The 21,991-nt window shown below is 38.7% G+C and carries 17 protein-coding genes and 4 pseudogenes; 13 read left to right on the forward strand and 8 right to left on the reverse strand.

The window, feature by feature from the left end; translation table 11 throughout:
• Positions 1 to 116: 116 nt before the first annotated feature.
• Positions 117 to 2,923: pseudogene (uvrA, locus tag D2C72_02730) on the reverse strand (excinuclease ABC subunit A).
• Between the two features lie 191 nt (positions 2,924 to 3,114).
• On the opposite strand from uvrA, the gene D2C72_02735 reads away from it, so the two are divergent.
• The 4 genes from D2C72_02735 (at position 3,115) to D2C72_02750 (ending at position 5,761) form a co-directional block, all read left to right on the forward strand.
• On the forward strand, positions 3,115 to 3,927 hold the full coding sequence (locus D2C72_02735; GenBank protein QEF43324.1) for an outer membrane beta-barrel protein: 813 nt from the start codon (positions 3,115 to 3,117) through the stop codon (positions 3,925 to 3,927).
• Positions 3,928 to 4,102: 175 nt separating this feature from the next.
• Positions 4,103 to 5,029, forward strand: a complete 927-nt coding sequence (rsmH, locus tag D2C72_02740) for a 16S rRNA (cytosine(1402)-N(4))-methyltransferase (protein QEF43325.1) — start codon at positions 4,103 to 4,105, stop codon at positions 5,027 to 5,029.
• A gap of 19 nt (positions 5,030 to 5,048) precedes the next feature.
• The gene (locus D2C72_02745; GenBank protein ID QEF43326.1) at positions 5,049 to 5,393 is read left to right on the forward strand and encodes a hypothetical protein; all 345 of its coding nucleotides are present in this window, start codon (positions 5,049 to 5,051) and stop codon (positions 5,391 to 5,393) included.
• A 158-nt stretch (positions 5,394 to 5,551) separates the two neighbouring features.
• Positions 5,552 to 5,761, forward strand: a complete 210-nt coding sequence (locus tag D2C72_02750; protein ID QEF44172.1) for a hypothetical protein — start codon at positions 5,552 to 5,554, stop codon at positions 5,759 to 5,761.
• Here D2C72_02750 and D2C72_02755 read toward each other — a convergent pair.
• Complete coding sequence (locus tag D2C72_02755) at positions 5,672 to 5,866, reverse strand: hypothetical protein (protein QEF43327.1); 195 nt, start codon at positions 5,864 to 5,866, stop codon at positions 5,672 to 5,674. The two genes, D2C72_02750 and D2C72_02755, sit on opposite strands and share 90 nt — an antisense overlap.
• A gap of 17 nt (positions 5,867 to 5,883) precedes the next feature.
• Between D2C72_02755 and D2C72_02760 the strand changes: the two genes are divergently transcribed.
• From D2C72_02760 to D2C72_02780, 5 genes and pseudogenes are all read left to right on the forward strand, one after another.
• On the forward strand, positions 5,884 to 6,786 hold the full coding sequence (locus D2C72_02760; protein ID QEF43328.1) for an acetolactate synthase: 903 nt from the start codon (positions 5,884 to 5,886) through the stop codon (positions 6,784 to 6,786).
• 224 nt (positions 6,787 to 7,010) lie between these two features.
• Entirely contained in the window at positions 7,011 to 8,990 is a 1,980-nt protein-coding gene (locus D2C72_02765; GenBank protein QEF43329.1) for a hypothetical protein, read from the forward strand.
• A gap of 191 nt (positions 8,991 to 9,181) precedes the next feature.
• Positions 9,182 to 10,402 carry an HD family hydrolase gene (locus D2C72_02770; GenBank protein ID QEF43330.1) on the forward strand — a complete coding sequence of 407 codons (1,221 nt, stop codon included), beginning with the start codon at positions 9,182 to 9,184 and terminating at the stop codon, positions 10,400 to 10,402.
• Positions 10,402 to 10,776: a Fic family protein gene (locus D2C72_02775; protein QEF44173.1), complete on the forward strand. Its 375-nt coding sequence runs from the start codon at positions 10,402 to 10,404 to the stop codon at positions 10,774 to 10,776. The genes D2C72_02770 and D2C72_02775 overlap by 1 nt, the downstream gene beginning before the upstream one ends.
• Positions 10,773 to 11,104 (forward strand): annotated as a pseudogene (locus D2C72_02780) (Fic family protein). Before D2C72_02775 ends, D2C72_02780 begins: the two are co-directional and overlap by 4 nt.
• An 11-nt stretch (positions 11,105 to 11,115) precedes the next feature.
• Here the strand turns inward: D2C72_02780 and D2C72_02785 are convergent.
• The 5 genes and pseudogenes from D2C72_02785 to D2C72_02805 form a co-directional block, all read right to left on the reverse strand.
• Positions 11,116 to 12,360: an RNA polymerase factor sigma-54 gene (locus D2C72_02785; GenBank protein QEF43331.1), complete on the reverse strand. Its 1,245-nt coding sequence runs from the start codon at positions 12,358 to 12,360 to the stop codon at positions 11,116 to 11,118.
• A gap of 2 nt (positions 12,361 to 12,362) precedes the next feature.
• On the reverse strand, positions 12,363 to 13,085 hold the full coding sequence (lptB, locus tag D2C72_02790) for an LPS export ABC transporter ATP-binding protein (GenBank protein ID QEF43332.1): 723 nt from the start codon (positions 13,083 to 13,085) through the stop codon (positions 12,363 to 12,365).
• A gap of 12 nt (positions 13,086 to 13,097) precedes the next feature.
• Positions 13,098 to 13,499, reverse strand: a complete 402-nt coding sequence (tsaE, locus tag D2C72_02795) for a tRNA (adenosine(37)-N6)-threonylcarbamoyltransferase complex ATPase subunit type 1 TsaE (protein QEF43333.1) — start codon at positions 13,497 to 13,499, stop codon at positions 13,098 to 13,100.
• Positions 13,496 to 15,267: pseudogene (locus tag D2C72_02800) on the reverse strand (DNA polymerase III subunit gamma/tau). Before D2C72_02800 ends, tsaE begins: the two are co-directional and overlap by 4 nt.
• Positions 15,268 to 15,335: 68 nt before the next feature.
• Positions 15,336 to 15,968 carry an amino acid transporter gene (locus tag D2C72_02805; GenBank protein QEF43334.1) on the reverse strand — a complete coding sequence of 211 codons (633 nt, stop codon included), beginning with the start codon at positions 15,966 to 15,968 and terminating at the stop codon, positions 15,336 to 15,338.
• Between the two features lie 264 nt (positions 15,969 to 16,232).
• On the opposite strand from D2C72_02805, the gene D2C72_02810 reads away from it, so the two are divergent.
• The 3 genes and pseudogenes from D2C72_02810 to D2C72_02820 all read left to right on the forward strand — a co-directional run bounded on the left by D2C72_02810 (position 16,233) and on the right by D2C72_02820 (position 19,391).
• Positions 16,233 to 16,655: a DUF1104 domain-containing protein gene (locus D2C72_02810; protein QEF43335.1), complete on the forward strand. Its 423-nt coding sequence runs from the start codon at positions 16,233 to 16,235 to the stop codon at positions 16,653 to 16,655.
• A gap of 28 nt (positions 16,656 to 16,683) precedes the next feature.
• Positions 16,684 to 17,144: pseudogene (locus D2C72_02815) on the forward strand (DUF1104 domain-containing protein).
• Between the two features lie 321 nt (positions 17,145 to 17,465).
• Complete coding sequence (locus D2C72_02820) at positions 17,466 to 19,391, forward strand: outer membrane protein (GenBank protein QEF43336.1); 1,926 nt, start codon at positions 17,466 to 17,468, stop codon at positions 19,389 to 19,391.
• A gap of 74 nt (positions 19,392 to 19,465) precedes the next feature.
• On the opposite strand, the gene D2C72_02825 is transcribed toward D2C72_02820, so the two are convergent.
• Complete coding sequence (locus D2C72_02825; protein ID QEF43337.1) at positions 19,466 to 20,797, reverse strand: anaerobic C4-dicarboxylate transporter; 1,332 nt, start codon at positions 20,795 to 20,797, stop codon at positions 19,466 to 19,468.
• Positions 20,798 to 20,872: 75 nt separating this feature from the next.
• Here D2C72_02825 and D2C72_02830 point away from each other — a divergent pair, with 75 nt between their 5' ends.
• Complete coding sequence (locus D2C72_02830; GenBank protein QEF44174.1) at positions 20,873 to 21,925, forward strand: type II asparaginase; 1,053 nt, start codon at positions 20,873 to 20,875, stop codon at positions 21,923 to 21,925.
• The last annotated feature ends 66 nt before the right edge of the window (positions 21,926 to 21,991 follow it).

Here is a 21,991-nt window from a genome sequence, read left to right on the forward strand (position 1 = left end):
CTCTTGCATGATCAAGTGACTATTATTGCCTCTAGCCTTGTAATTTTTCTGCTCTCCAATATTTGGCTGTCTGTTATTTTATTCAGCCCTACTTTAACAAACAAACCCCATGCAAGCTATTTCAATTCCAAAGCTAAAAATTTTCCCGTATAGCTTTGGGTTTTTTCGCAATTTTGTGCCACCTCTAAAGGCGTGCCGCTCGCAATGACTTTCCCACCTTTATCCCCCCCATCAGGCCCCATGTCTATAATGTAGTCAGCGTTTTTGATAATGTCTAAATTATGCTCAATCACTAGCATGGAATTGCCTAACACCACCAAAGAATGCAAAACTTGTAAAAGGTGATTCACGTCTTCAAAGTGCAAACCGGTAGTGGGTTCATCTAAAATATAAAGGGTTTTGCCTGTATCTTTTTTACTCAATTCTTTAGCCAATTTGATCCTTTGAGCCTCCCCCCGCTTAAAGTGGTAGCGTTTTGCCCTAAAGTGATATAGCCCAAGCCCACATCTATAAGCGTTTTTAACTTCACGGCGATTTTAGGGAATTTAGCAAAAAATTCATAAGCTTCTTCTACGCTCATGTTTAACACATCGGCAATGGATTTACCCTTAACCTTGATTTCTAAAGTTTGGGGGTTGTATTTAGCGCCCTTACAGCTATCGCATTGGACTAACACATCAGGCAAAAAGTGCATTTCTATTTTAATATCCCCATCGCCTTGGCATTTCTCGCACCGCCCCCCTTTAACATTAAAGCTAAAACGGCTCGCGCTATAGCCTAAAATTTTAGCTTCTTTTTGCTCGGCAAATAAAATCCTGATTTCATCCATCACCCCCGTATAAGTGGCAGGGTTGCTCCGTGGGGTTTTGCCTATGGGGGCTTGATCTAAATAAATCACTTTATCCAAATATTCCAACCCTACAATCTCCACCCCATTCAAGCTTTGAGCTTTTTTAGCATGGTTTAAAAGGGTTTGAGCGGTGGGTAAAAGGGTTTGTAAGATCAGCGAGCTTTTACCGCTCCCGCTCACCCCAGTAATGCACACCAATTGTTTTAAAGGGATTTGAACGCTCAAATTCTTAATGTTATTGATATTGACATTTTTAATTTCTAAAAAATGCTTTTCTTTAGGGAGTTCAAATTTAGGGCGCTCAATCTTTTTAGTGCCGTTGAGATACAAGGCGGTAGAATGGTTATTTTGCAATAACTCTTTCACGCTCCCGCTAAAAACCACTTCACCCCCATGCCTTCCAGCCTTTGGCCCAATATCCACAACAAAATCCGCATGCTTAATCGTCTCTTTATCATGCTCTACGACAATGAGCGTGTTCCCTTTTTTTTGTAAATTCCTAAGGGTGTTGATGAGTTTGAGCGTGTCTTTTTCATGCAAGCCAATGCTAGGCTCATCTAAAACATACAAAACCCCTGTCAAGCCACTCCCAATTTGACTGGCGATTCGTATCCTTTGACTCTCCCCTCCGCTAATCGTTCGTGCATCCCTCCCTAAAGTCAAATACCCTAGCCCCACATCGTATAAAAAAAACACCCTTTCTAAAATCTCTTTTAAAATGGGTTCAGCGATCTTTTTTTCTTGCTCGTTAAGATAGCTAAAATGCGTGGGATCATTAAAAAAATGATAAACCTCTTCAATGGGCTTAGTTAAAAAATCCGCCATTTTCAAGCCGGCGACTTGGACGCTCAAACTGGAAGCTTTCAAACGATGCCCCTTGCATGAAGAACAGGTTTTTTCGCTCATGTAATCGCTCAAATCCTTTTGCTCTTTAAACATGTCATAAGCGATTTGGATAATGCCTTTCCAAGGGCGTTTCAAGGAGCTGTTTTTAAAATGAAAGCTGATTTCAGTGCCATTCCCATACAAAAGAGCGTCTTGTTGTTCTTTATCCAATTCATTAAAACAAAGTGCAGTGTCAATGCCATTATAAGTGCAAAAGCCTTCAAACATTTGAGCGTAATAACTGCGGTTATACCCAAAAATCACTTTAATCGCTCCTTGATTTAAAGGCGTGTTAGGATCTAAAATCTTACTAATATCTAAGCTAAATTTTGTCCCCAAACCCAAACAGCTCTCGCACGCCCCTTTAGGCGAATTGAATGAAAAACTCAAAGGCTCTAATTCTTCAAAACTCATCTTACACTTAAAACATGCCTTATGCTCGCTGTAATGCTTTCTGATACTTGGCGCATTCTCTTGCAAAATTTCCACTTCTAATTCCCCATAGCTTTCTTTAAGGGCTTTTTCTACCGCGCTAGCGATCCGTGAAGCGTTTTCATTATTAACTACCACCCTATCCACCACCGCTTCAATGGTGTGTTTTTTGGTTTTGTGCAAATAGATTTCTTCATCTAAACGCACCATCACCCCATCAACAAAAGCCCTCACATACCCCTTCAAACGCAAGCTCTCTAATTTATCGTTAAACGAACCTTTTTTATCTTTAATAATGGGGGCTAGAATAATGATTTTAGAATTTTCTTCTAAATGACAGATTTGAGAAATAATATCGCTCGCGCTCATAGAACTAATAGACTCTAAACATGTGGGGCAAAATTGCTCCCCAATCCTTGCAAACAACAACCTTAAATAATCATAAATCTCAGTGATCGTCCCCACAGTGGATCTAGGGTTTTTAGAAGTGGTCTTTTGATCAATAGCGATCGCTGGGGTTAGCCCTTCAATCTTATCCACATTAGGCTTACCCACTTTGTCTAAAAATTGCCTCGCATAGCTAGACAAACTCTCTAAATAGCGCCTTTGGCCTTCAGCGTATAAAGTGTCAAACGCCAGAGTGGATTTACCCGAACCGCTCAATCCGGTAAAAACAACAAACTGGTTTTTAGGGATTTCTAAAAAAATATTTTTGAGATTGTTTTCCCTAGCCCCTTGAATAATGATCTTATCCATAATGGTTTTATGTTGCAAGAGTTTCCTTAAAATAAGAAAGTGGATTAAAAGGAGCTATTATACTTCAAAAAAGAATGGTTTTATTATCATTTCTTATTCATAAGAGTTAAAAATATTTGCTTGATTAAGGATAAACATGCTATTATTTTATGAGACAATTTTAAAGATAGGAATGTAAAGGAATGGAATTTATGAAAAAGTTTGTAGCTTTAGGGCTTCTATCCGCAGTTTTAAGCTCTTCGTTGTTAGCCGAAGGTGATGGTGTTTATATAGGGACTAATTATCAGCTTGGACAAGCCCGTTTGAATAGCAATATTTATAATACAGGGGATTGCACAGGGAGTGTTGTAGGTTGCCCCCCAGGTCTTACCGCTAATAAGTATAATCCAGGACATACCAATATCAATTGGCATGCTAAATACGCTAATGGGGCTTTGAATGGTTTTGGGTTGAATGTGGGTTATAAGAAATTTTTCCAATTCAAGTCGTTAGATATGACAAGCAAGTGGTTTGGTTTTAGAGTGTATGGGCTTTTTGATTACGGGCATGCCGATTTAGGTAAACAAGTTTATGCACCTAATAAAATCCAGTTGGATATGGTCTCTTGGGGTGTGGGGAGCGATTTGTTAGCTGATATTATTGATAAAGACAACGCTTCTTTTGGTATTTTTGGTGGGGTCGCTATCGGCGGTAACACTTGGAAAAGCTCCGCAGCAAACTATTGGAAAGAGCAAATCATTGAAGCCAAAGGTCCTGATGTTTGTACCCCTACTTATTGTAACCCTAACGCCCCTTATAGCACCAACACTTCAACCGTCGCTTTTCAAGTGTGGTTGAATTTTGGGGTGAGAGCCAATATCTACAAGCATAATGGCGTGGAATTTGGCGTGAGAGTGCCACTACTCATCAATAAATTTTTGAGCGCGGGTCCTAACGCTACTAACCTTTATTACCATTTGAAACGGGATTATTCGCTTTATTTAGGGTATAACTACACTTTTTAAACCTTTAAAAGGGTATCTTTAAGCCCTTTTTAGTCTTCATGAAAAGGGTTTTAGTTTGAGTTTTCACACCTTAAAAAGCTAAGATCAATTAAAAAAACTTTTGAGCGTAACCAACAAAACCAATACCATTGAGTAGGCATTTGGAAAATTCATCTAAGGGTTTTAAGGGGATTGTTTGCAAGAAATAGAAAATCTGCACCAAAGCGTTTTGTTGCAAGAAGTCTTGCAAGCGTTCGCACCTTTAGAAAAAGGGGTTTTGATAGATTGCACTTTAGGGTTAGGGGGGCATTCTAAAGCCCTTTTATCCCAAAAACCGCACCTGAAACTCATTGGCATTGATAAAGATAAGTTCGCTCAAGAAATCGCTAAAGAACGATTGAAAGAATTTGAAGGGCGTTACAACCTCTTAAGCGGGGGTTTTGCCAAACGCTTTAAAGAAGCCCTAGAAATTCATGGCGAGCGAATCAAGGGGGTTTTAGTGGATTTAGGGGTGAGCTCCTTACAGCTTGATGATGATAACAGAGGGTTTAATTTCCGCTCGCATGCTTTGGATATGCGCATGGATTTGGAAAGCGAATTGAACGCTCAAAAAGTCATCAACTCTTATCCTGTAGTGGCGTTAGAAAAAATCTTTAGAGACTATGGCGAAATCAAAGAATACAAAAAAATCGCCCATAAAATTGCAGAAAGGCGCGCTAAAAAACCCTTCAAAGACGCTAAGGATTTGAGCGAGTTTTTAAGCTCTTTTTCTAAAAATAAAAAAATCCACCCAGCAACATTAGTGTTTCAAGCTGTTCGCATAGAAGTCAATAGCGAATTAGAAGAATTAAAAGAGTTTTTACAATGCGCTAGAAACCTTAAGGGGGCGATTTTATGCGTGATTTCTTTTCATTCTTTAGAAGACGCTTTAGTGAAAAACGCTTTCAAAGATTACGCCAAAAATTGCATTTGCGATCCTTCAAGTTTCAAATGCGCTTGCTCTAACAATCACGCCTTAGGTGCAATTTTAACCAAAAAACCCATCACTCCAAGCCCAGAAGAAATTAAAAACAACAGGCGTTCACGAAGTGCTAAAATGAGAGTTTTTAAATTCAAACCATGAACAAGTCAATGAGTAAGCCATGAGTATAAAAAACCATTCTTCAAATGAAGAAGAACGCTTTATGCGCATAGAAGAGGACGAAAAGAAAGAATTGTTTGCTGGAACTGCAAATGAAAATTCGCACGGCCTTTCTTTAATGGCTTTAATAGGGGTATTGGTTTTTGGGGGCACGTTTTTAGCTCTGTTAGCGCCTAAAATCTATTTAAGCAATAATATTTATTATATTAGCCGTAAAATCAACACCCTAGAAGATCAAAAACGCCTGCTTTTAGAAGAACAACAAATCCTAAAAAACGAATTAGAAAAAGAGCGTTTTAAATACTATATAGAAAATAGTGAAAATATTGGCGATATTGCGTTTTAATAAAAAAAATGCCAGAAAACATTTTTTAAACTAAATATAAACTAAATATAAACTAAATATAAACTAAATATAAACTAAATATAAAAAAACTTGCGTCAAGCAAGGTCTCTTATAAAGCGCTCTTAGGGGGCATTAAGTGCAAAATATCCCCCTATGCCATGATTTTACTATCAAACAAAGCAACTAAAACCCCTTTTTTTAGAAAAATTAAGGGGGGGGTTAAAGGTTTTGAGTGCCAAGTTTTTATTAAAAATGGCCTAATTAACGCTAAATTAGCCCTAAAACAAACGCTTGTTTTTAAAAATTTGTTTCAATTTAGATGTAAAGACCCCTTTAAACCCTTGATTTTTAGGAAAAACCCCTCTTAAATAGTATAATAGAAATTCCAAAAGCCTATAAAAGTTAATCAAGGAGCAACCATAAAAAATATTCACTTCGCTTTTGTTATTCAGTATATAACACAACACTAACATCAGATAAGGAAATATAGATGAAAAAAACGATTTCAGCGTTGTTTTTATCAGCATGTATAGGGTTATCGTCTGTTCATGCAGATAACGCTTTGATTTTACAAACAGATTTTAGCCTAAAAGACGGGGCCGTCTCGGCGATGAAAGGAGTCGCTTTCAGCGTTGATTCCCATCTCAAAATCTTTGATTTAACGCACGAAATCCCCCCGTATAACATTTGGGAAGGCGCTTACCGCTTGTATCAGACCGCTAGTTATTGGCCAAAAGGCTCGGTATTTGTGAGCGTAGTGGATCCTGGCGTAGGCACTAAGCGTAAATCGGTGGTATTGAAAACTAAAAACGGCCAGTATTTCGTCTCGCCGGATAACGGCACGCTGACTTTGGTGGCGCAAACTTTGGGGATTGATAGCGTGCGTGAAATTGACGAAAAAACTAACCGCTTGAAAGGTTCTGAAAAATCCTATACTTTCCATGGCCGTGATGTGTATGCTTACACTGGGGCGCGTTTGGCTTCTGGGGCGATCACATTCGAGCAGGTCGGGCCTGAGCTTCCCCCAAAAGTCGTTGAAATTCCTTACCAAAAAGCGAAAGCCACAAAAGGGGAAGTGAAAGGCAATATCCCGATTTTGGATATTCAATATGGCAATGTTTGGAGCAATATCAGCGATAAACTGCTCAATCAAGCAGGGATCAAACGCAACGATACAGTGTGTGTAACTATTTTTAAAGATTCTAAGAAACAATACGAAGGGAAAATGCCGTATGTCGCAAGTTTTGGCGATGTTTTAGAAGGCCAGCCGTTGGTCTATTTAAACAGCTTGTTGAACGTTTCCGTGGCGCTGAATAGGGATAATTTCGCGCAAAAATATCAAATTAAATCTGGAGCTGACTGGAATATTGATATAAAGAAGTGCACTAAGTAAAGCGCTTTTTAGAAAATTAAGGGGAGTTAGAGATTTTTAACTATCAAACTTTGATTAACACAGCCTAATTAACGCTAAATTAGCCCTAAAACGAACGCTTGTTTTGAAAATTTTGTTTCAATATGAAACACTAATCCCTTGTAAAAACTTTAAATTGTGAAAAATAAATAAACCATCCCCTTAAATTGTATAATAAAGGCGCTATAAACTAAAAAGAGATAACCATGAGAAAACTATTCATCCCACTTTTATTATTCAGCGCTTTAGAAGCGAACGAGAAAAATGGCTTTTTCATAGAAGCCGGGTTTGAAACTGGGCTATTAGAAGGCACGCAAACGCAAGAAAAAAGACACACCACCACAAAAAACACTTACGCAACTTATAACTATTTACCCACAGATAGCGTTTTAAAAAGAGCGGCTAATTTGTTCACAGACGCTAAATCCATATCACAATTAACATTTTCATCCTTATCCCCTATTAAAGTATTGTATATTGGTGGTAAATTAACTATAGAAAATTTCTTACCTTATAATTTAAGCAATGTTAAACTGAGTTTTACAGACGCTCAAGGCAACACGATTGATCTAGGGGTGATAGAGACTATCCCCAAACACTCTAAGATGGTTTTGCCTGGAGAGGCATTTGATAGCCTAAAAGAGGCGTTTGATAAAATTGGCCCCTATACTTTCTTTCTTCCAAAATTTGAAGCCACTAGCACTTCTGTTTCTGACGCTAACACGCAAAGAGTGTTTGAAACGCTCAATAAGATTAAAACAAATCTGATAATGAAATATAGTAATAAAAATCCAAGCAATTTCAACACTTGTCCTTACAATAATAATGGTAATACCAAAAATGATTGTTGGCAAAATTTCACCCCACAAACCGCAGAAGAATTCACCAATTTAATGTTGAACATGATCGCTGTCTTAGACTCCCAATCTTGGGGCGATGCGATTTTAAACGCTCCTTTTGAATTCACTAACAGCTCAACAGATTGCGATAATAATCCTTCAAAATGCGTAAATCCCGGAGTAAATGGGCGTGTTGATACTAAAGTCGATCAACAATATATACTCAACAAACAAGGTATTATTAATAATTTTAGAAAAAAAATAGAAATTGATGCGGTTGTTTTAAAAGATTCAGGGGTTGTAGGGTTAGCCAATGGATATGGTAATGATGGTGAATATGGCACATTAGGAGTAGTGGCTTCTGCTTTAGATCCTAAAAAACTCTTTGGTAATGACCTTAAGACTATCAATTTAGAGGATTTAAGGACCATTTTGCATGAATTCAGCCACACTAAGGGTTATACTCATAACGGGAACATGACTTACCAAAGGGTGCCAACCGGTCAAAGTGAAAATGGCAAACCAAAAGATTCTGATGGCCTCCCTTATAATGTGTGTTCGCTTTATGGGGGTCAAGGTCAGAGCGCTTTCCCTAGCAACTACCCTAATTCCATCTATCACAATTGCGCGGATGTCCCAGCTGGGTTTCTAGGGGTAACGGCAGCGGTTTGGCAGCAACTCATCAATCAAAACGCTTTACCGATCAACTACGCTAACTTAGGGAGTCAAACAAACTACAATCTAAACGCTAGTTTGAACACGCAAGATTTAGCCAATTCCATGCTCAGCACCATTCAAAAAACCTTTGTCACTTCTAGCGTTACCAACCACTATTTTTCAAGTGCTTCACAGAGTTTTAGAAGCCCTATTTTAGGGGTTAACGCTAAGATAGGCTATCAAAACTACTTTAATGATTTCATAGGGTTGGCTTATTATGGCATCATCAAATACAACTATTCTAAAGCCCTTAATCAAAAAGTCCAGCAATTGAGCTATGGTGGGGGGATAGATTTGTTGTTGGATTTCATCACCACTTACTCCAATAAAAATAGCCCTATAGGCGTTCAAAGAAACTTTTCTTCATCTTTTGGTATCTTTGGGGGGTTAAGGGGCTTGTATAACAGCTATTATGTGTTGAACAAAGTCAAAGGGAGCGGCAATTTAGATGTGGCTACTGGGTTGAATTACCGCTATAAGCATTCTAAATATTCTGTAGGGATTAGCATCCCTTTAGTCCAAAGAAAAGCTAGCGTCGTTTCTAGTGGTAGCGATTACACGAACTCTTTTGTTTTTAATGAAGGGGCTAGCCATTTTAAGGTGTTTTTCAATTACGGGTGGGTGTTTTAGGGTGAGAAAGAAATTGATAAAAATAATATTTTTTTAAATAAAAGCCTTATTTTTGTCTTTTTTTCGTATAATAAGATTTAAGTTAGTATGATAGTGGTGCGTTAAGATTTTTCAATCTTGTGCGATAAAATCAACGCTTCTTAATAAGCTCATAGTTTTAAACATTCAAAATAGTATAAATAAGGAAAGTCATGTATGCGGCTCATCCTATTAAACCCCTAAAAGCCCCTAAACTCAAATCTCAATTTTTAAGGCGTGTGTTTGTGGGTGCGTCTATTAGGCGCTGGAATGACCAAGCATGCCCTTTGGAATTTGTGGAATTAGACAAACAAGCCCATAAAGCGATGATTGCGTATCTGCTCGCTAAAGATTTAAAAGATGGGGGTCATGACTTAGATTTAGATCTTTTGATTAAGTTCTTTTGCTTTGAATTTTTGGAGCGCTTGGTTTTAACCGATATTAAACCCCCTATTTTTTACGCCCTCCAACAAACGCATAGTAAAGAGTTAGCTTCCTATGTCGCGCAAAGTTTGCAAGATGAAATCAGCGCGTATTTTTCTTTAGAGGAACTCAAAGAGTATTTAAGCCACAGACCCCAAATTTTAGAAACTCAAATTTTAGAAAGTGCGCATTTTTATGCGTCTAAGTGGGAGTTTGATATTATTTATCATTTTAACCCCAACATGTATGGCGTGAAAGAAATTAAAGATAAAATTGACAAGCAACTCCACAATAACGAGCATTTGTTTGAAGGGCTTTTTGGGGAAAAAGAAGATCTGAAAAAATTGGTGAGCATGTTTGGGCAGTTGCGTTTCCAAAAGCGCTGGAGTCAGACCCCAAGAGTGCCGCAAACCAGTGTCTTAGGGCATACCTTATGCGTGGCGCTTATGGGGTATTTGTTGAGCTTTGATTTAAAAGCTTGTAAAAGCATGCGGATCAATCATTTTTTGGGCGGGCTTTTCCATGATTTGCCCGAGATTTTAACCCGAGACATTATCACGCCCATCAAACAAAGCGTTGCAGGGCTTGATCATTGCATTAAAGAGATTGAAAAAAAGGAAATGCAAAACAAAGTCTATTCCTTTGTGTCTCTGGGCGTTCAAGAAGATTTGAAATATTTCACCGAAAACGAGTTTAAAAACCGCTACAAAGACAAGTCTAACAAAATCGTTTTCACTAAAGACGCTGAAGAATTATTCACGCTTTATAACAGCGATGAATATCTTGGGGTTTGTGGGGAGCTTTTAAAGGTGTGCGATCATTTGAGCGCGTTTTTAGAAGCTCAAATCTCTCTTTCTCATGGCATTTCTAGCTACGATTTAATCCAAGGAGCTAAAAACCTTTTAGAATTGCGATCCCAAACGGAATTGCTTGATTTAGACTTAGGAAAGTTGTTTAGGGATTTCAAATGATGAACTATAAAGAATTACTAGAATTTAACGATTACGCTATGGATTTGACTATTCGCATGGCTCATCATAGCACCGCTATTGAAAACAATCCTTTGAGCCTTGCTGAAACCATAAGTATTTTAACCACCGAATACATTCCTAGAGAAATGCCCCAAAGAGCTTTCTTTGAAGTGAAAAACTATCAAAACATGCTCTTCTTTCTGTTAGAAAACCTGAATAAAGGACAAAGCGTTGATAGTTTTTTTATAAGAGAGTTGCATGGGATTTTAATGAATTTTTTACTCCCTAATAAGGGGGCTTTCAAAACGACTGATAATACCATTTTAGGAGCTAGTTCTGAAATGACCCCCATTTTCAAGCGTCTATGGCTATGAAAGAATGGTGCTATAATCTCAATCATAAGATGAAGACCTTACAAGATAAAGAAGAAAAACTAAAAGCCATTTTAGAACAACACATTTTGTTTGAAAGGATACACCCTTTTAGGATGGTAATAGTAGGGTGGGCAGAATGCTAATCTTTTATAGCGCTTTAGAGCAAAACTTAATACCATTTGTGATCACTAAAGAGCAAAAAGAGGCTTACATTAAGGCTTTAGACACGCACAATACAGAAAGCTTATACCAACTCGCTAAAGTATCCCAAGAGTTTGAATTCACACGCATACAAGGGCAAATGATACTCAATAAGAATAAGCCCTAAAATCATGGTTTTCAAGCGCGCATCAAATAGAGCCTTTTCCTTTCGCTTGAAGAAGCGATGTTGAGCAGTTGGCGGTATTTGGTGATCGTTCTTCTTACCATTTTCAAATGGAATTTTTCTTCAATGAGTTCTAAAATCTTAGCGTCGCTCAAAGGCTCTTTTTTGTCTTCATTTTTAATCAATTCTAAAAGATAGTCTTTAATCACAGCGTTTGAAGTCTCGCTATTGTCTAAGGCGATGCTAAAGAAATGCTTAATGGGGAAAACCCCCCTTTCGCATGCCAAATATTTATTAGAAATGGCCCTTGAAATCGTGCTTACAGAGTGGTTAAATTCATTGGCTAAATCCAATAATTTTAAAGGGCGTAATTCCTTGCCCTTAAAAAAATCGTATTGATATTCTAAAAGCATCAGGCCGATTTTATAAATCGTGGCTTTTCGTAAATTTAGTGCATCAATCAAATCTTTGGCTTCTTTTAATTTTTCTTTTAAATAATCGCTATCCTTAAAGCGATTTTCTTCTAAACTGATTGTTGGGTAGCTCTCATCGTTCAAACGCACAATCATTTCATTATCCACTTCTAAAATAAAAAGCTCAGGAATGACTTCTATTTCTTTTTCTAAAAACTCAATGGCTGGGGGGTTTTTAAAGGATTTTAAAATCTTTAAAGCCTTTTCATAATAAAAATCTTTAGAAAATTCATGGTGTTTTTCTAAATTTAAAATGATTTTTCGCGTTTCTTCATAAAGCTCGTTATTGTCCAATTCCCTACCCTCTAACTGGAATAAAAAGCCCTCTTTCATGTCTTTAGCGCCAATGCCAGCGGGATTAAGGTAACTAAAACGCTTGCGCACTTTTTCATAAACTTCGCTCTCTACCCCTAAAATCTTAGCCCTTTCTTCAACGCTTTCTTCAAAATACCCTTCACTATCCAGCCCGCTGATAATATCCATAGCGATTTTTTGAGAGGTTTCAGTGGGAAAGAGAGGGGGAATGATTTGAGATTCTAAAGTTTCAAAAAGGCTTTTAGATGCGATTGTAAAATTTTCTAAATGATCGCTGCTCTTTTTAGCGCTAAAACGATCGCTAAAATTTTTAATGCGTTTGTTTTCAATTTTGATTAAAAGGTTATCTAAAGCGTTTTGTTTCAACACTTCTTCTAAATCTTCAAGCTCGCTTTGTAAAATGGGGAGCCACCCTTTTAAAGTAGCGTTTAATTTGTTTTTAGGGCTAAGGTTTGCGCGTAAGATCGCCATGTCTATACCTTAAAATTTTCCCCTAAATAATACTTACGCACCAAAGCGTTTTCATAAATTTCATTAGCGTTCCCACTCGCCAAAAGCGTGCCGCTTTTAATCACATACGCCCTATGGCACACGCTCAAAGTCTCTCGCACATTGTGATCAGTGATCAACACACCAATGTTTAATTCTATCAAGCTTTCAATGATTTTTTGAATGTCAATCACCGCGATCGGATCCACGCCCGCAAAAGGCTCATCTAACAGCACGAATTTAGGGTTTTTCATTAAAGCCCTAGCGATTTCTACGCGCCTTCTTTCTCCCCCACTCAAGCTCATGCCCTTGCGCTCTCTTATGGCTTGGATATTAAAAGCGTCTAGCAAGCTTTCCATTTTTTCTTCGCTCTCTTTAGAGTTTTTAAAAGTGCTCTCTCCTGCTAGGGCCAGATTCTCTTCCACGCTCAATTCTTTAAAAATGCTAGATTCTTGGGGCAAGTAACCTATGCCTAAATTAGAACGCTTGTGTAAAGGGTATTTAGCTAAATTCACATCGTTTAAATAAACGCTCCCCCCACTAGGCTCTAAAAGCCCACATATCATATAAAAGGTGGTGGTTTTACCCGCCCCATTAGGCCCTAAAAGCCCCACCACTTCGCCGCTTTTCACTTCTAAAGAAACATCTGAAACGATTTTGGTTTTTTTAATCTGTTTGTTTAAATGCTCTGCTTTTAAAATATCCATTCAAGAGACCCTTTAAGCGATCTTTATCGTATAAAAACGGCTAGTTGGTTCGGTTTTGATTTCCACAACCTTAATAGCTAAATCGTATTTTTTTAAAATTTTTTCTAATTTTTCATCGCCCCATTCCACAAAATGGATCCCCTTTTCTAACAAACACTCCAACATGCCAAGCTCCAAGCAAGCCTTTAAATCGCGCATGTAAAAATCGTAATGGAACACGCTCTCGCTATAAGCATGCATCAAGCTAAAGGTTGGGGAAGTCGCTTGAATGTCTAAACCCAAATGTTTCAAGCACGCTTGAACTAAGGTCGTTTTACCGCTCCCCACAACGCCTTTTAAAAGCACCACCCCCTTAAAATCATCTTTTAAAATTGCAGCCGCCACTTTGTCTAGCTCGTCTAAATTCGCTCTCATAACAATTCCACGCTTTTGATTTCAAACTCACTCTTAATCTCTTCAATGAGGTTAGAATGGTTAGCCATAAATTCTTGCAAGGCTGTAGGGGCTTCTTTGGGTTGGATTTCTTGAACCTCTTTAGTATCGTTTTCTTGAACCTCTTTTTCTTTAATCTCGTTTTTTTGAACCTCTTTTTCTTTCGTTTCAGCCGTCGTTTCGGTGGTTGGTTTGGGTGAGATTTTTTCCCTTAAAGAAGAGATTTTAAATTCTTTTACCTCTTCTAATGGAGTGCTTTTATTTTCCAAATGATGTTTTAAAGCGATTTTGATATTTTCGCCCTTGCCAAAAACCCCATCAACGATACTTTTTACGATTTTAAATCGTTCTCTTAAAAGCTCTTTATCCTTATCAGCGGCTAAAGACTCCCAAGTCAAGGTTTTAGTCTGGCTGTCAAAATCAATGAAACGGATATTTTTTTCAAACACCGCCCCTAACTCGTAATTGCGCTCATAAACCAATGTTTGAACTTGTTTGAAAAGGTTGTGAAAAATGCGATCTTTAGCTGAAAGCATGGGAGTTTGCGGGGTTTCTGCGTTCTCTTTTTTTCTGTGTTCTCTTTTTTTTCTGTGTTCTCTATTTGTTCTCTTTGTTCTCTTTGTTCTCTTTGTTCTATATTTTTAAATTCTTGTTTAGGGGCGTTAGCGTTTTGGTTTAAGGGCTGAAAAGCACTTTCTTTGGTTTGCTCTAATTCCAAAATCGCATCGTCTAGGGCTTTGAGTTTCAAAGCTTCTTTGAATTTCATTTTCAATAACAACAGCACAAAACTAGCATTTGCCCCTTCTTTTAAAAGGCTGAGACTGCTCATAATGATTTTAAAAAAGCGCTCTATCAAAAGAATGGAATAAGTATCAGGGCTTAATAATTTCGCTTTCAAAAAAAGCATCATTTCTTCTAAAACGCCCTCGGTTTCATAATTTTCTAAAATGGCATAACGCTCTTGCAATCGCGCTTCATCTTGGTTGATTAGGCTTTGGAAAAAATCTTCTAAAACGCTTCGGTCAATCGCTCCTAACATTTCAGCCACTTTGCTTTCTGTGATAGCGTTATCGCAATAATTGATGGCTTGCTCTAAAAGAGTGATCGTGTCCCTCAAACTCCCTTGTCCGCTGTGAGCCAGTTTTTCTAACGCGCTGTTTTCATAGCTCACTTGTTCTTTTTCTAAAATGGTTTTCAAATGAGAAATAACAGAATTTTCAGGGATTTTTTTAAACCTGAAATGCTGGGTGCGGCTGAGTATGGTAGCGGGCAATTTCAAGGCGTCTGTTGTCGCTAAAAGGAATTTCACATGGCTAGGAGGCTCTTCTAAAGTCTTTAAAAGCGCGTTAAACGCTTCAGTGGTGAACATATGCACTTCATCAATGATAAAGATTTTATAACGCCCAAAGCTTGGTTTGTAGCGCGTTTGCTCTATGAGGTTACGGACATCATCAATCCCCCTATTAGACGCCCCATCCATTTCTATAATATCTATATGGTGGTTGTTTAAAGCGCTCTGGCATTGGATGCAAGTATCGCAAGGCACAGCTTTTGGCCCTTCTTCACACATCAAAGCCCTAGCAAAAATCCTAGAAGAGCTGGTTTTGCCTGAACCTCTTAACCCGCTGAATAAATAAGCGTTAGCCAAACGCTGGTTGTCTAGGGCTAAAGAAAGCGTTTTAGCTACGCTCTCTTGACCGACTAGCTCGCTAAAATGTTTGGGGCGGTATTTTAACGCTAAAACTTGCATATTGATTGTAATCCTTAAAACTCATTTAGGAGTATTGTAATGCAAAATGACTTAAAACTAGTCCCTTTTTAGGTTTTGCTCAATAGTGCTAAAAAATCCCTGAATAAAGTAACGCTGAGCGTTCCCATGATAGCGGTTACAAAGAGATTCACCCCCATAAAAATTTTTTGGTTGTTTAAAAGTTTGGAGCCATAGCGTAAGGATAGGGTGCATAACAATAAAAGCCAAGAAAGAGCCGCTGATAAAGTGCCGGCTAAAAAGACAAATTTTTGCACTAAATCAAAAGACAAAGCGCTCGCGCCAATTAAAAACACCATTTCCAAATACACTTGAGGGTTGAGTAAGGTAACGCCTAAAGTGAATAATAAGGTCTTTTTTAAGGATAATTTTTTGGGGGTTTGGACTTGCTTTTTTTTAAAGGTTTGAAAAAGGGTTTTTAAAGCTAAAAAAGCGTAAAATCCGGTAAAAACTGCCCCAAATAAATTCAAAAACAAGCTCAAATAAAGGTTTTTAGCGAAATAAGCCCCCACGCCAAACACGCCCATGCTCATCAACACAATATCGCACATAAAACACAGAGCGCAAATCAAAAACACATAATTCCTAGCCATGCCTCTTTCCACAATAAACAAGGATTGCGCCCCCACCGCCGCGCACAAAGAAATCGCTAAACCAAAACCTTCTATAAAAACCACAAACATCTTGCTTAAATCCTTTCACTCAAAATAAACCAAAAACTACCAACGCCATGCAAACCAATCATTCAAAATGGTATTTTAAAATTTTAGGGTTTAAAACGACCTTTATAAATAAAAGTTAAATGATGACACAATGGCTATATAAAATTAAAAACCCCATTTTTTAACGCTCTTAGAGGTGTTTGAGAATAAATTAAAATTAACATGGTAGAATTCCAAAATTTGCTGTCGTTGTGCGGCAAAAATTTAGACAACAAGGAATTGGGAATGAGAAGGAGTTTGGCTTTTTGCCTATCAGCTTTGCTTGGATTACAGGTTTTAGGCGCTAGAGACTTTTCGCAACTTAAAAACGAGGAGCTTTTAAAATTAGCAGGCACTCTGCCTTCTAATGAGGCGATTGATTATCGCATGGAAGTGTCTAAACGCCTTAAAGCTTTAAAAGCTGAAGACGCTAAGAAATTCCGCGCGAATTTCAGCCGGATCGCTAGGAAGAATCTTTCCAAAATGAGTGAAGAGGATTTCAAAAAAATGCGTGAAGAAGTGCGTAAAGAATTAGAAGAAAAAACCAAAGGTCTAAGTGCTGAAGAAATTAAGGCAAAAGGGCTTAATGTGAGCGTTTGTAGCGGTGATACGAGAAAAGTTTGGTGTAGGGCTGTTAAAAAAAAAGACGAACATTGCTCTCCTAAGTGAGATAAAATTTAATTTAAAAGGATAAAAAATGAAAAAAGCGTTGAAAATACTTTCTGTTAGCGCGTTGCTATTTGTGGCTTTGAACGCCAAAGATTTCAGCAAAACGAGCGATGAAGATTTGGCTAAAATGGCTGGCGTTGTCGCTCCGCAGGATATTGTGGATTACACAAAAGAGTTGAAAAAGCGCATGGAAAAGATGCCTGAAGACAAGAGAAAGGCGTTCCATAAACAATTGCATGAATACGCGACTAAAAACACAGACAACATGACCGTAGCGGATTTTGAAGCCCGCCAAAAAGCCGTTAAAGAAGCGCTTAAAAAAGGCAATATGGAAGACATGGATGATGATTTTGGGTTGAGATCATGCAAGCATGGAAAAAACATAAACACCATAAACATGGTGGTCATGATAAACATGGCAAAGGGCATGGCAAAGAACAAGGCAAAAAAGATCACGATCACAATGATCATGGCGAAAATGAGAAATAAAGCTTAAATTACACCCCTTTCTCTATCAAAGCTTCAAATTCTTTAAGCAGAAATCCTAAACGCTTTTAGCGTTTGGAATAAGTGCGTTCTATTAAGCGTTATCAAAATTCTGTTCCCATTAAACACTGATGATAAAATTCAAAAAATGGTTTCATTATTACAAAAATTAACACTCTAAAGATAAATAGTTAAAAAATAACCCAAAATCCTTTTTTTTTTTTTTTTGAAATCCAATAAATTTATGCTATAATTAAACGCATTGTAAATAAATTCTCATTTTGATACATTTTTACAATAAAACATTACTTTAAGGAACATCTTATGAAAAAAACGAAAAAAACGATTCTGCTTTCTCTAACTCTTGCGGCGTCACTCTTGCATGCTGAAGATAACGGCGTTTTTTTAAGCGTGGGTTATCAAATCGGTGAAGCGGTTCAAAAGGTGAAAAACGCCGACAAGGTGCAAAAGCTTTCAGACTCTTATGAAAAATTAAGCAGACTTTTAACCAACAATGATGGCTCAGGCTCAAAGACAAGCGCGCAAGCGATCAACCAAGCGGTTAATAATTTGAACGAACGCGCAAAAACTTTAGCCGGTGGGACAACCAATTCCCCTGCCTATCAAGCTACGCTTTTGGCGTTGAGATCGGTGTTAGGGCTATGGAATAGCATGGGTTATGCGGTCATATGCGGAGGTTATACCAAAAGTCCAGGCGAAAACAATCAAAAAAATTTCCACTACACCGATGAGAATGGCAACGGCACTACAATCAATTGCGGTGGGAGCACAAATAGTGATGGCACTCATAGTTTTAGTGGCACAAATACATTAAAAGCAGACAAAAATGTTTCTCTATCTATTGAGCAATATGAAAAAATCCATGAAGCTTATCAGATTCTTTCAAAAGCTTTAAAACAAGCTGGGCTTGCTCCTTTAAATAGCAAAGGGGAAAAATTAGAAGCGCATGTAACCACATCAAAGTATCAACAAGATAATCAAACTAAAACGACAACTTCTGTTATTGATACGACTAACGATGCGCAAAATCTTTTGACTCAAGCGCAAACGATTGTCAATACCCTTAAAGATTATTGCCCCATGTTGATAGCGAAATCTAGTAGTGGAAGTAGTGGCCAAGCTACTACAAACACCCCTTCATGGCAAACAACCGGTGGTGGCAAAGATTCATGCACGACTTTTGGTGCGGAGTTTAGTGCCGCTTCAGACATGATTAATAATGCGCAAAAAATCGTTCAAGAAACCCAACAACTCAGCGCCAACCAACCAAAAAATATCACACAACCTCATAATTTCAACCTTAACACCCCTAGCAGTCTTACAGCTTTAGCTCAAAAAATGCTTAAAAACGCGCAATCTCAAGCAGAAATTTTAAAGCTGGCCAATCAAGTGGAGAACGATTTTGACAAACTTTCTTCAGGCCATCTTAAAGACTACATAGGGAAATGCGATGCGAGCGCTATAAGCAGCGCGAATATGACAATGCAAAATCAAAAGAACAATTGGGGGAACGGGTGTGCTGGCGTGGAAGAAACTCAGTCTTTATTAAAAACAAGCGCCGCTGATTTTAACAACCAAACGCCTCAAATCAATCAAGCGCAAAACCTAGCCAACACCCTTATTCAAGAACTTGGCAACAACCCTTTTAGGAATATGGGCATGATCGCTTCTTCAACCACGAATAACGGCGCCTTGAATGGCTTTGGCGTGCAAGCGGGCTATAAGCAATTTTTTGGAGAAAAGAAAAGATGGGGGTTAAGGTATTATGGTTTCTTTGATTACAACCACGCCTATATCAAATCCAATTTCTTTAACTCGGCTTCTGATGTGTGGACTTATGGGGTGGGTAGTGATTTATTGTTTAATTTCATCAACGATAAAAACACCAACTTTTTAGGCAAGAATAACCAGATTTCAGTGGGGCTTTTTGGAGGCATCCAACTGGCAGGGACTTCATGGCTTAATTCTCAATTTGTGAATTTAAAAACCATCAGCAATGTCTATAGCGCTAAAGTGAATACGGCTAACTTCCAATTTTTATTCAATTTAGGCTTGAGAACCAATCTCGCTAGGCCTAAGAAAAAAGATAGCCATCATGCGGCTCAACATGGCATGGAATTGGGCGTGAAAATCCCTACCATTAACACGAATTACTATTCTTTTCTAGACACTAAACTAGAATATAGAAGGCTTTATAGCGTGTATCTCAATTATGTGTTTGCTTACTGAATGGTTTAAACCCTCTTTTTTAAGGGGGTTTAGAAAAATCGCAACATCAAAGCTTTTATCGTTGGTGATAAAATCTACAAAACTAACGGCGCGACAACAAACCCTAACGCCACGCTCAAAAACACGACTAAAACCCCAGGGATCAAAAACGCATGATCAAACACATAACGGCCCATTTTGGTGGTGCCGGTATGATCCATAGCGATCGCTCCTAGTAAAGTGGGGTAAGTGGGTAACACAAACAACGCCGAAACGCTCGCAAACGAAGCCACGATAATATACAAATGCTCGGTATGATTAGCGCTAATGCCTAAGGCGGTGATCACGCTTGGGATGAGCGCTTTAGAGGTGGCAGCCTGCGAATACAAAAGCATGGAAGCCAAAAAGAGCGCTACGGCTAATAAAAACGGGTAATCTGCGATCAAAAAAGAAGCGTATCGCTTGATTTCATCTATATGATTGCTCACAAAAGTATCGCCTAACCACGCCACGCCTAACACGCACACGCACGCTTGCATGCCAGATTTAAACACGCTTGAATGGGCGATTTCATTAGCGTTGATCTTACAAAAAATCACAATGAGAGTCGCCACGCTCAGCATGAAAGACACGATCGCTTGATCTCTGCCTAAAACCACCGGGCTAACAAAAGCGATATTTTTAGAAATCGCACTCGCATAAAAAACGATCGCTACAACCCCACCGATAAAAATCCACAGCGATAATTTCGCGCTTTTTGAGGTTTCTTTTTCTTTTTTCATCATAGGGGGCGAAATTTTGCCCGCTTTCAAGCGTTCTAAATAATGCGGATCGCTGTCTAACTTTAAATTAGTAAAACTCATCACAAACGCTGTGAGCATGCATGCTAAAAAAGTCGTAGGGATCCAAACCATTAAAAGGGTGAGGTAATTTGCCCCTAAAGGCTCTAAAATACCGCTCATAAACACCACCGCCGCGCTCACCGGGCTTGCGGTAATGCCCACTTGACTAGAAACTACCGCTAAGCTTAAAGGCGCTTTGGGCTTGATGTTTTGGCTCTGGCTCACTTCCACAATCACCGGGATCAAAGAAAAAACCGTATGCCCGGTGCCGGCTAGTATCGTTAAAAAATACGCCACGCTTGGCGCGAGGTAGTTGATTTGCTTGGGGTGTTTCCTTAAAATTTTTTCAGCGATTTGGACTAAATAATCTAAGCCCCCCGCTTTTTGCATGGCACTTATAGCGCTAATGACTGCCATGATGATTAAAATCACATCAAAAGGGATTTTGCCCGGATTTAGCCCCAAAAATAAGCATAAAATAAGCACGCCCAAACCCCCCGCATAGCCCACTCCCAAGCCCCCTAGCCTTGCCCCTAAAAAAAGCGAAAAAAGTAACACTACAATTTGGAAAAAGGCATCCACCATTAACCCTTTTTAAATTTATTTTAACAACGATTCACTATACTATAAAATCTTTTAAATTTCAAAAGGTAGTCTATGATGAGAATGTTTTTGAAATTTTTGATTCTTTTACTTTGTTTGAAAGGGCAAGTCATGGCTCAAAATTTACCCACCATTGCTTTACTGGCGACAGGGGGGACGATTGCAGGGAGTGGTGCGAGCGCGAGTTCGGGTAGTTATAAGAGTGGTGAGTTGGGCATCAAAGAGCTTTTGAAGGCTATCCCTAGTCTCAACAAGATTGCTCGCATTCAAGGGGAACAGATTTCTAACATCGGCTCACAAGACATGAATGAAGAAATATGGTTCAAGCTCGCCAAACGCGCCCAAGCATTGCTAGACGATAGCCGTATTCAAGGCGTGGTCATCACGCATGGCACGGACACTTTAGAAGAGAGCGCGTATTTTTTAAACTTGGTTTTACGCTCCACAAAACCGGTCGTGTTGGTAGGAGCGATGCGTAACGCTTCTTCTTTGAGCGCGGATGGCGCTTTGAATTTGTATAACGCGCTGAGCGTAGCGATCGATGAAAAAAGTGCGAATAAGGGCGTGTTGGTGGTGATGGACGATACTATTTTTAGCGCTAGAGAAGCGATTAAAACGCACACCACCCACACTTCCACCTTTAAAGCCTTAAATAGTGGCGCGATAGGGAGCGTGTATTATGGTAAAGTGCGCTATTACATGCAACCTTTAAGAAAACACACGATAGAGAGCGAATTTTCTATTTTAGAGCTAAAAACCCCCTTGCCTAAAGTGGATATTATTTACACGCATGCTGGCATGACCCCCGATTTATTCCAAGCGAGCCTGAAATCGCATGCAAAAGGCGTTGTGATAGCCGGGGTGGGTAATGGGAATGTGAGCGCTGGGTTTTTAAAAGCGATGCAAGAAGCGAGCCAAATGGGGGTGGTTATCGTTCGTTCTAGCAGGGTAGGCAGTGGTGAGGTTACTTCAGGCGAGATTGATGACAAGGCTTATGGCTTTATCACAAGCGATAATTTAAACCCTCAAAAAGCTAGGGTGCTTTTACAACTCGCTTTAACCAAAACAAATAATAAAGAAAAAATCCAAGAAATGTTTGAAGAGTATTAAACGATTCTCTTAGATTACCCAATTATCAAAGATAATTGGGTGATTTGGTTTATTTTGTTTTTGACT

The sequence above is a fragment of the Helicobacter pylori genome, assembly GCA_008032955.1.
Taxonomy (GTDB): domain Bacteria; phylum Campylobacterota; class Campylobacteria; order Campylobacterales; family Helicobacteraceae; genus Helicobacter; species Helicobacter pylori_DC.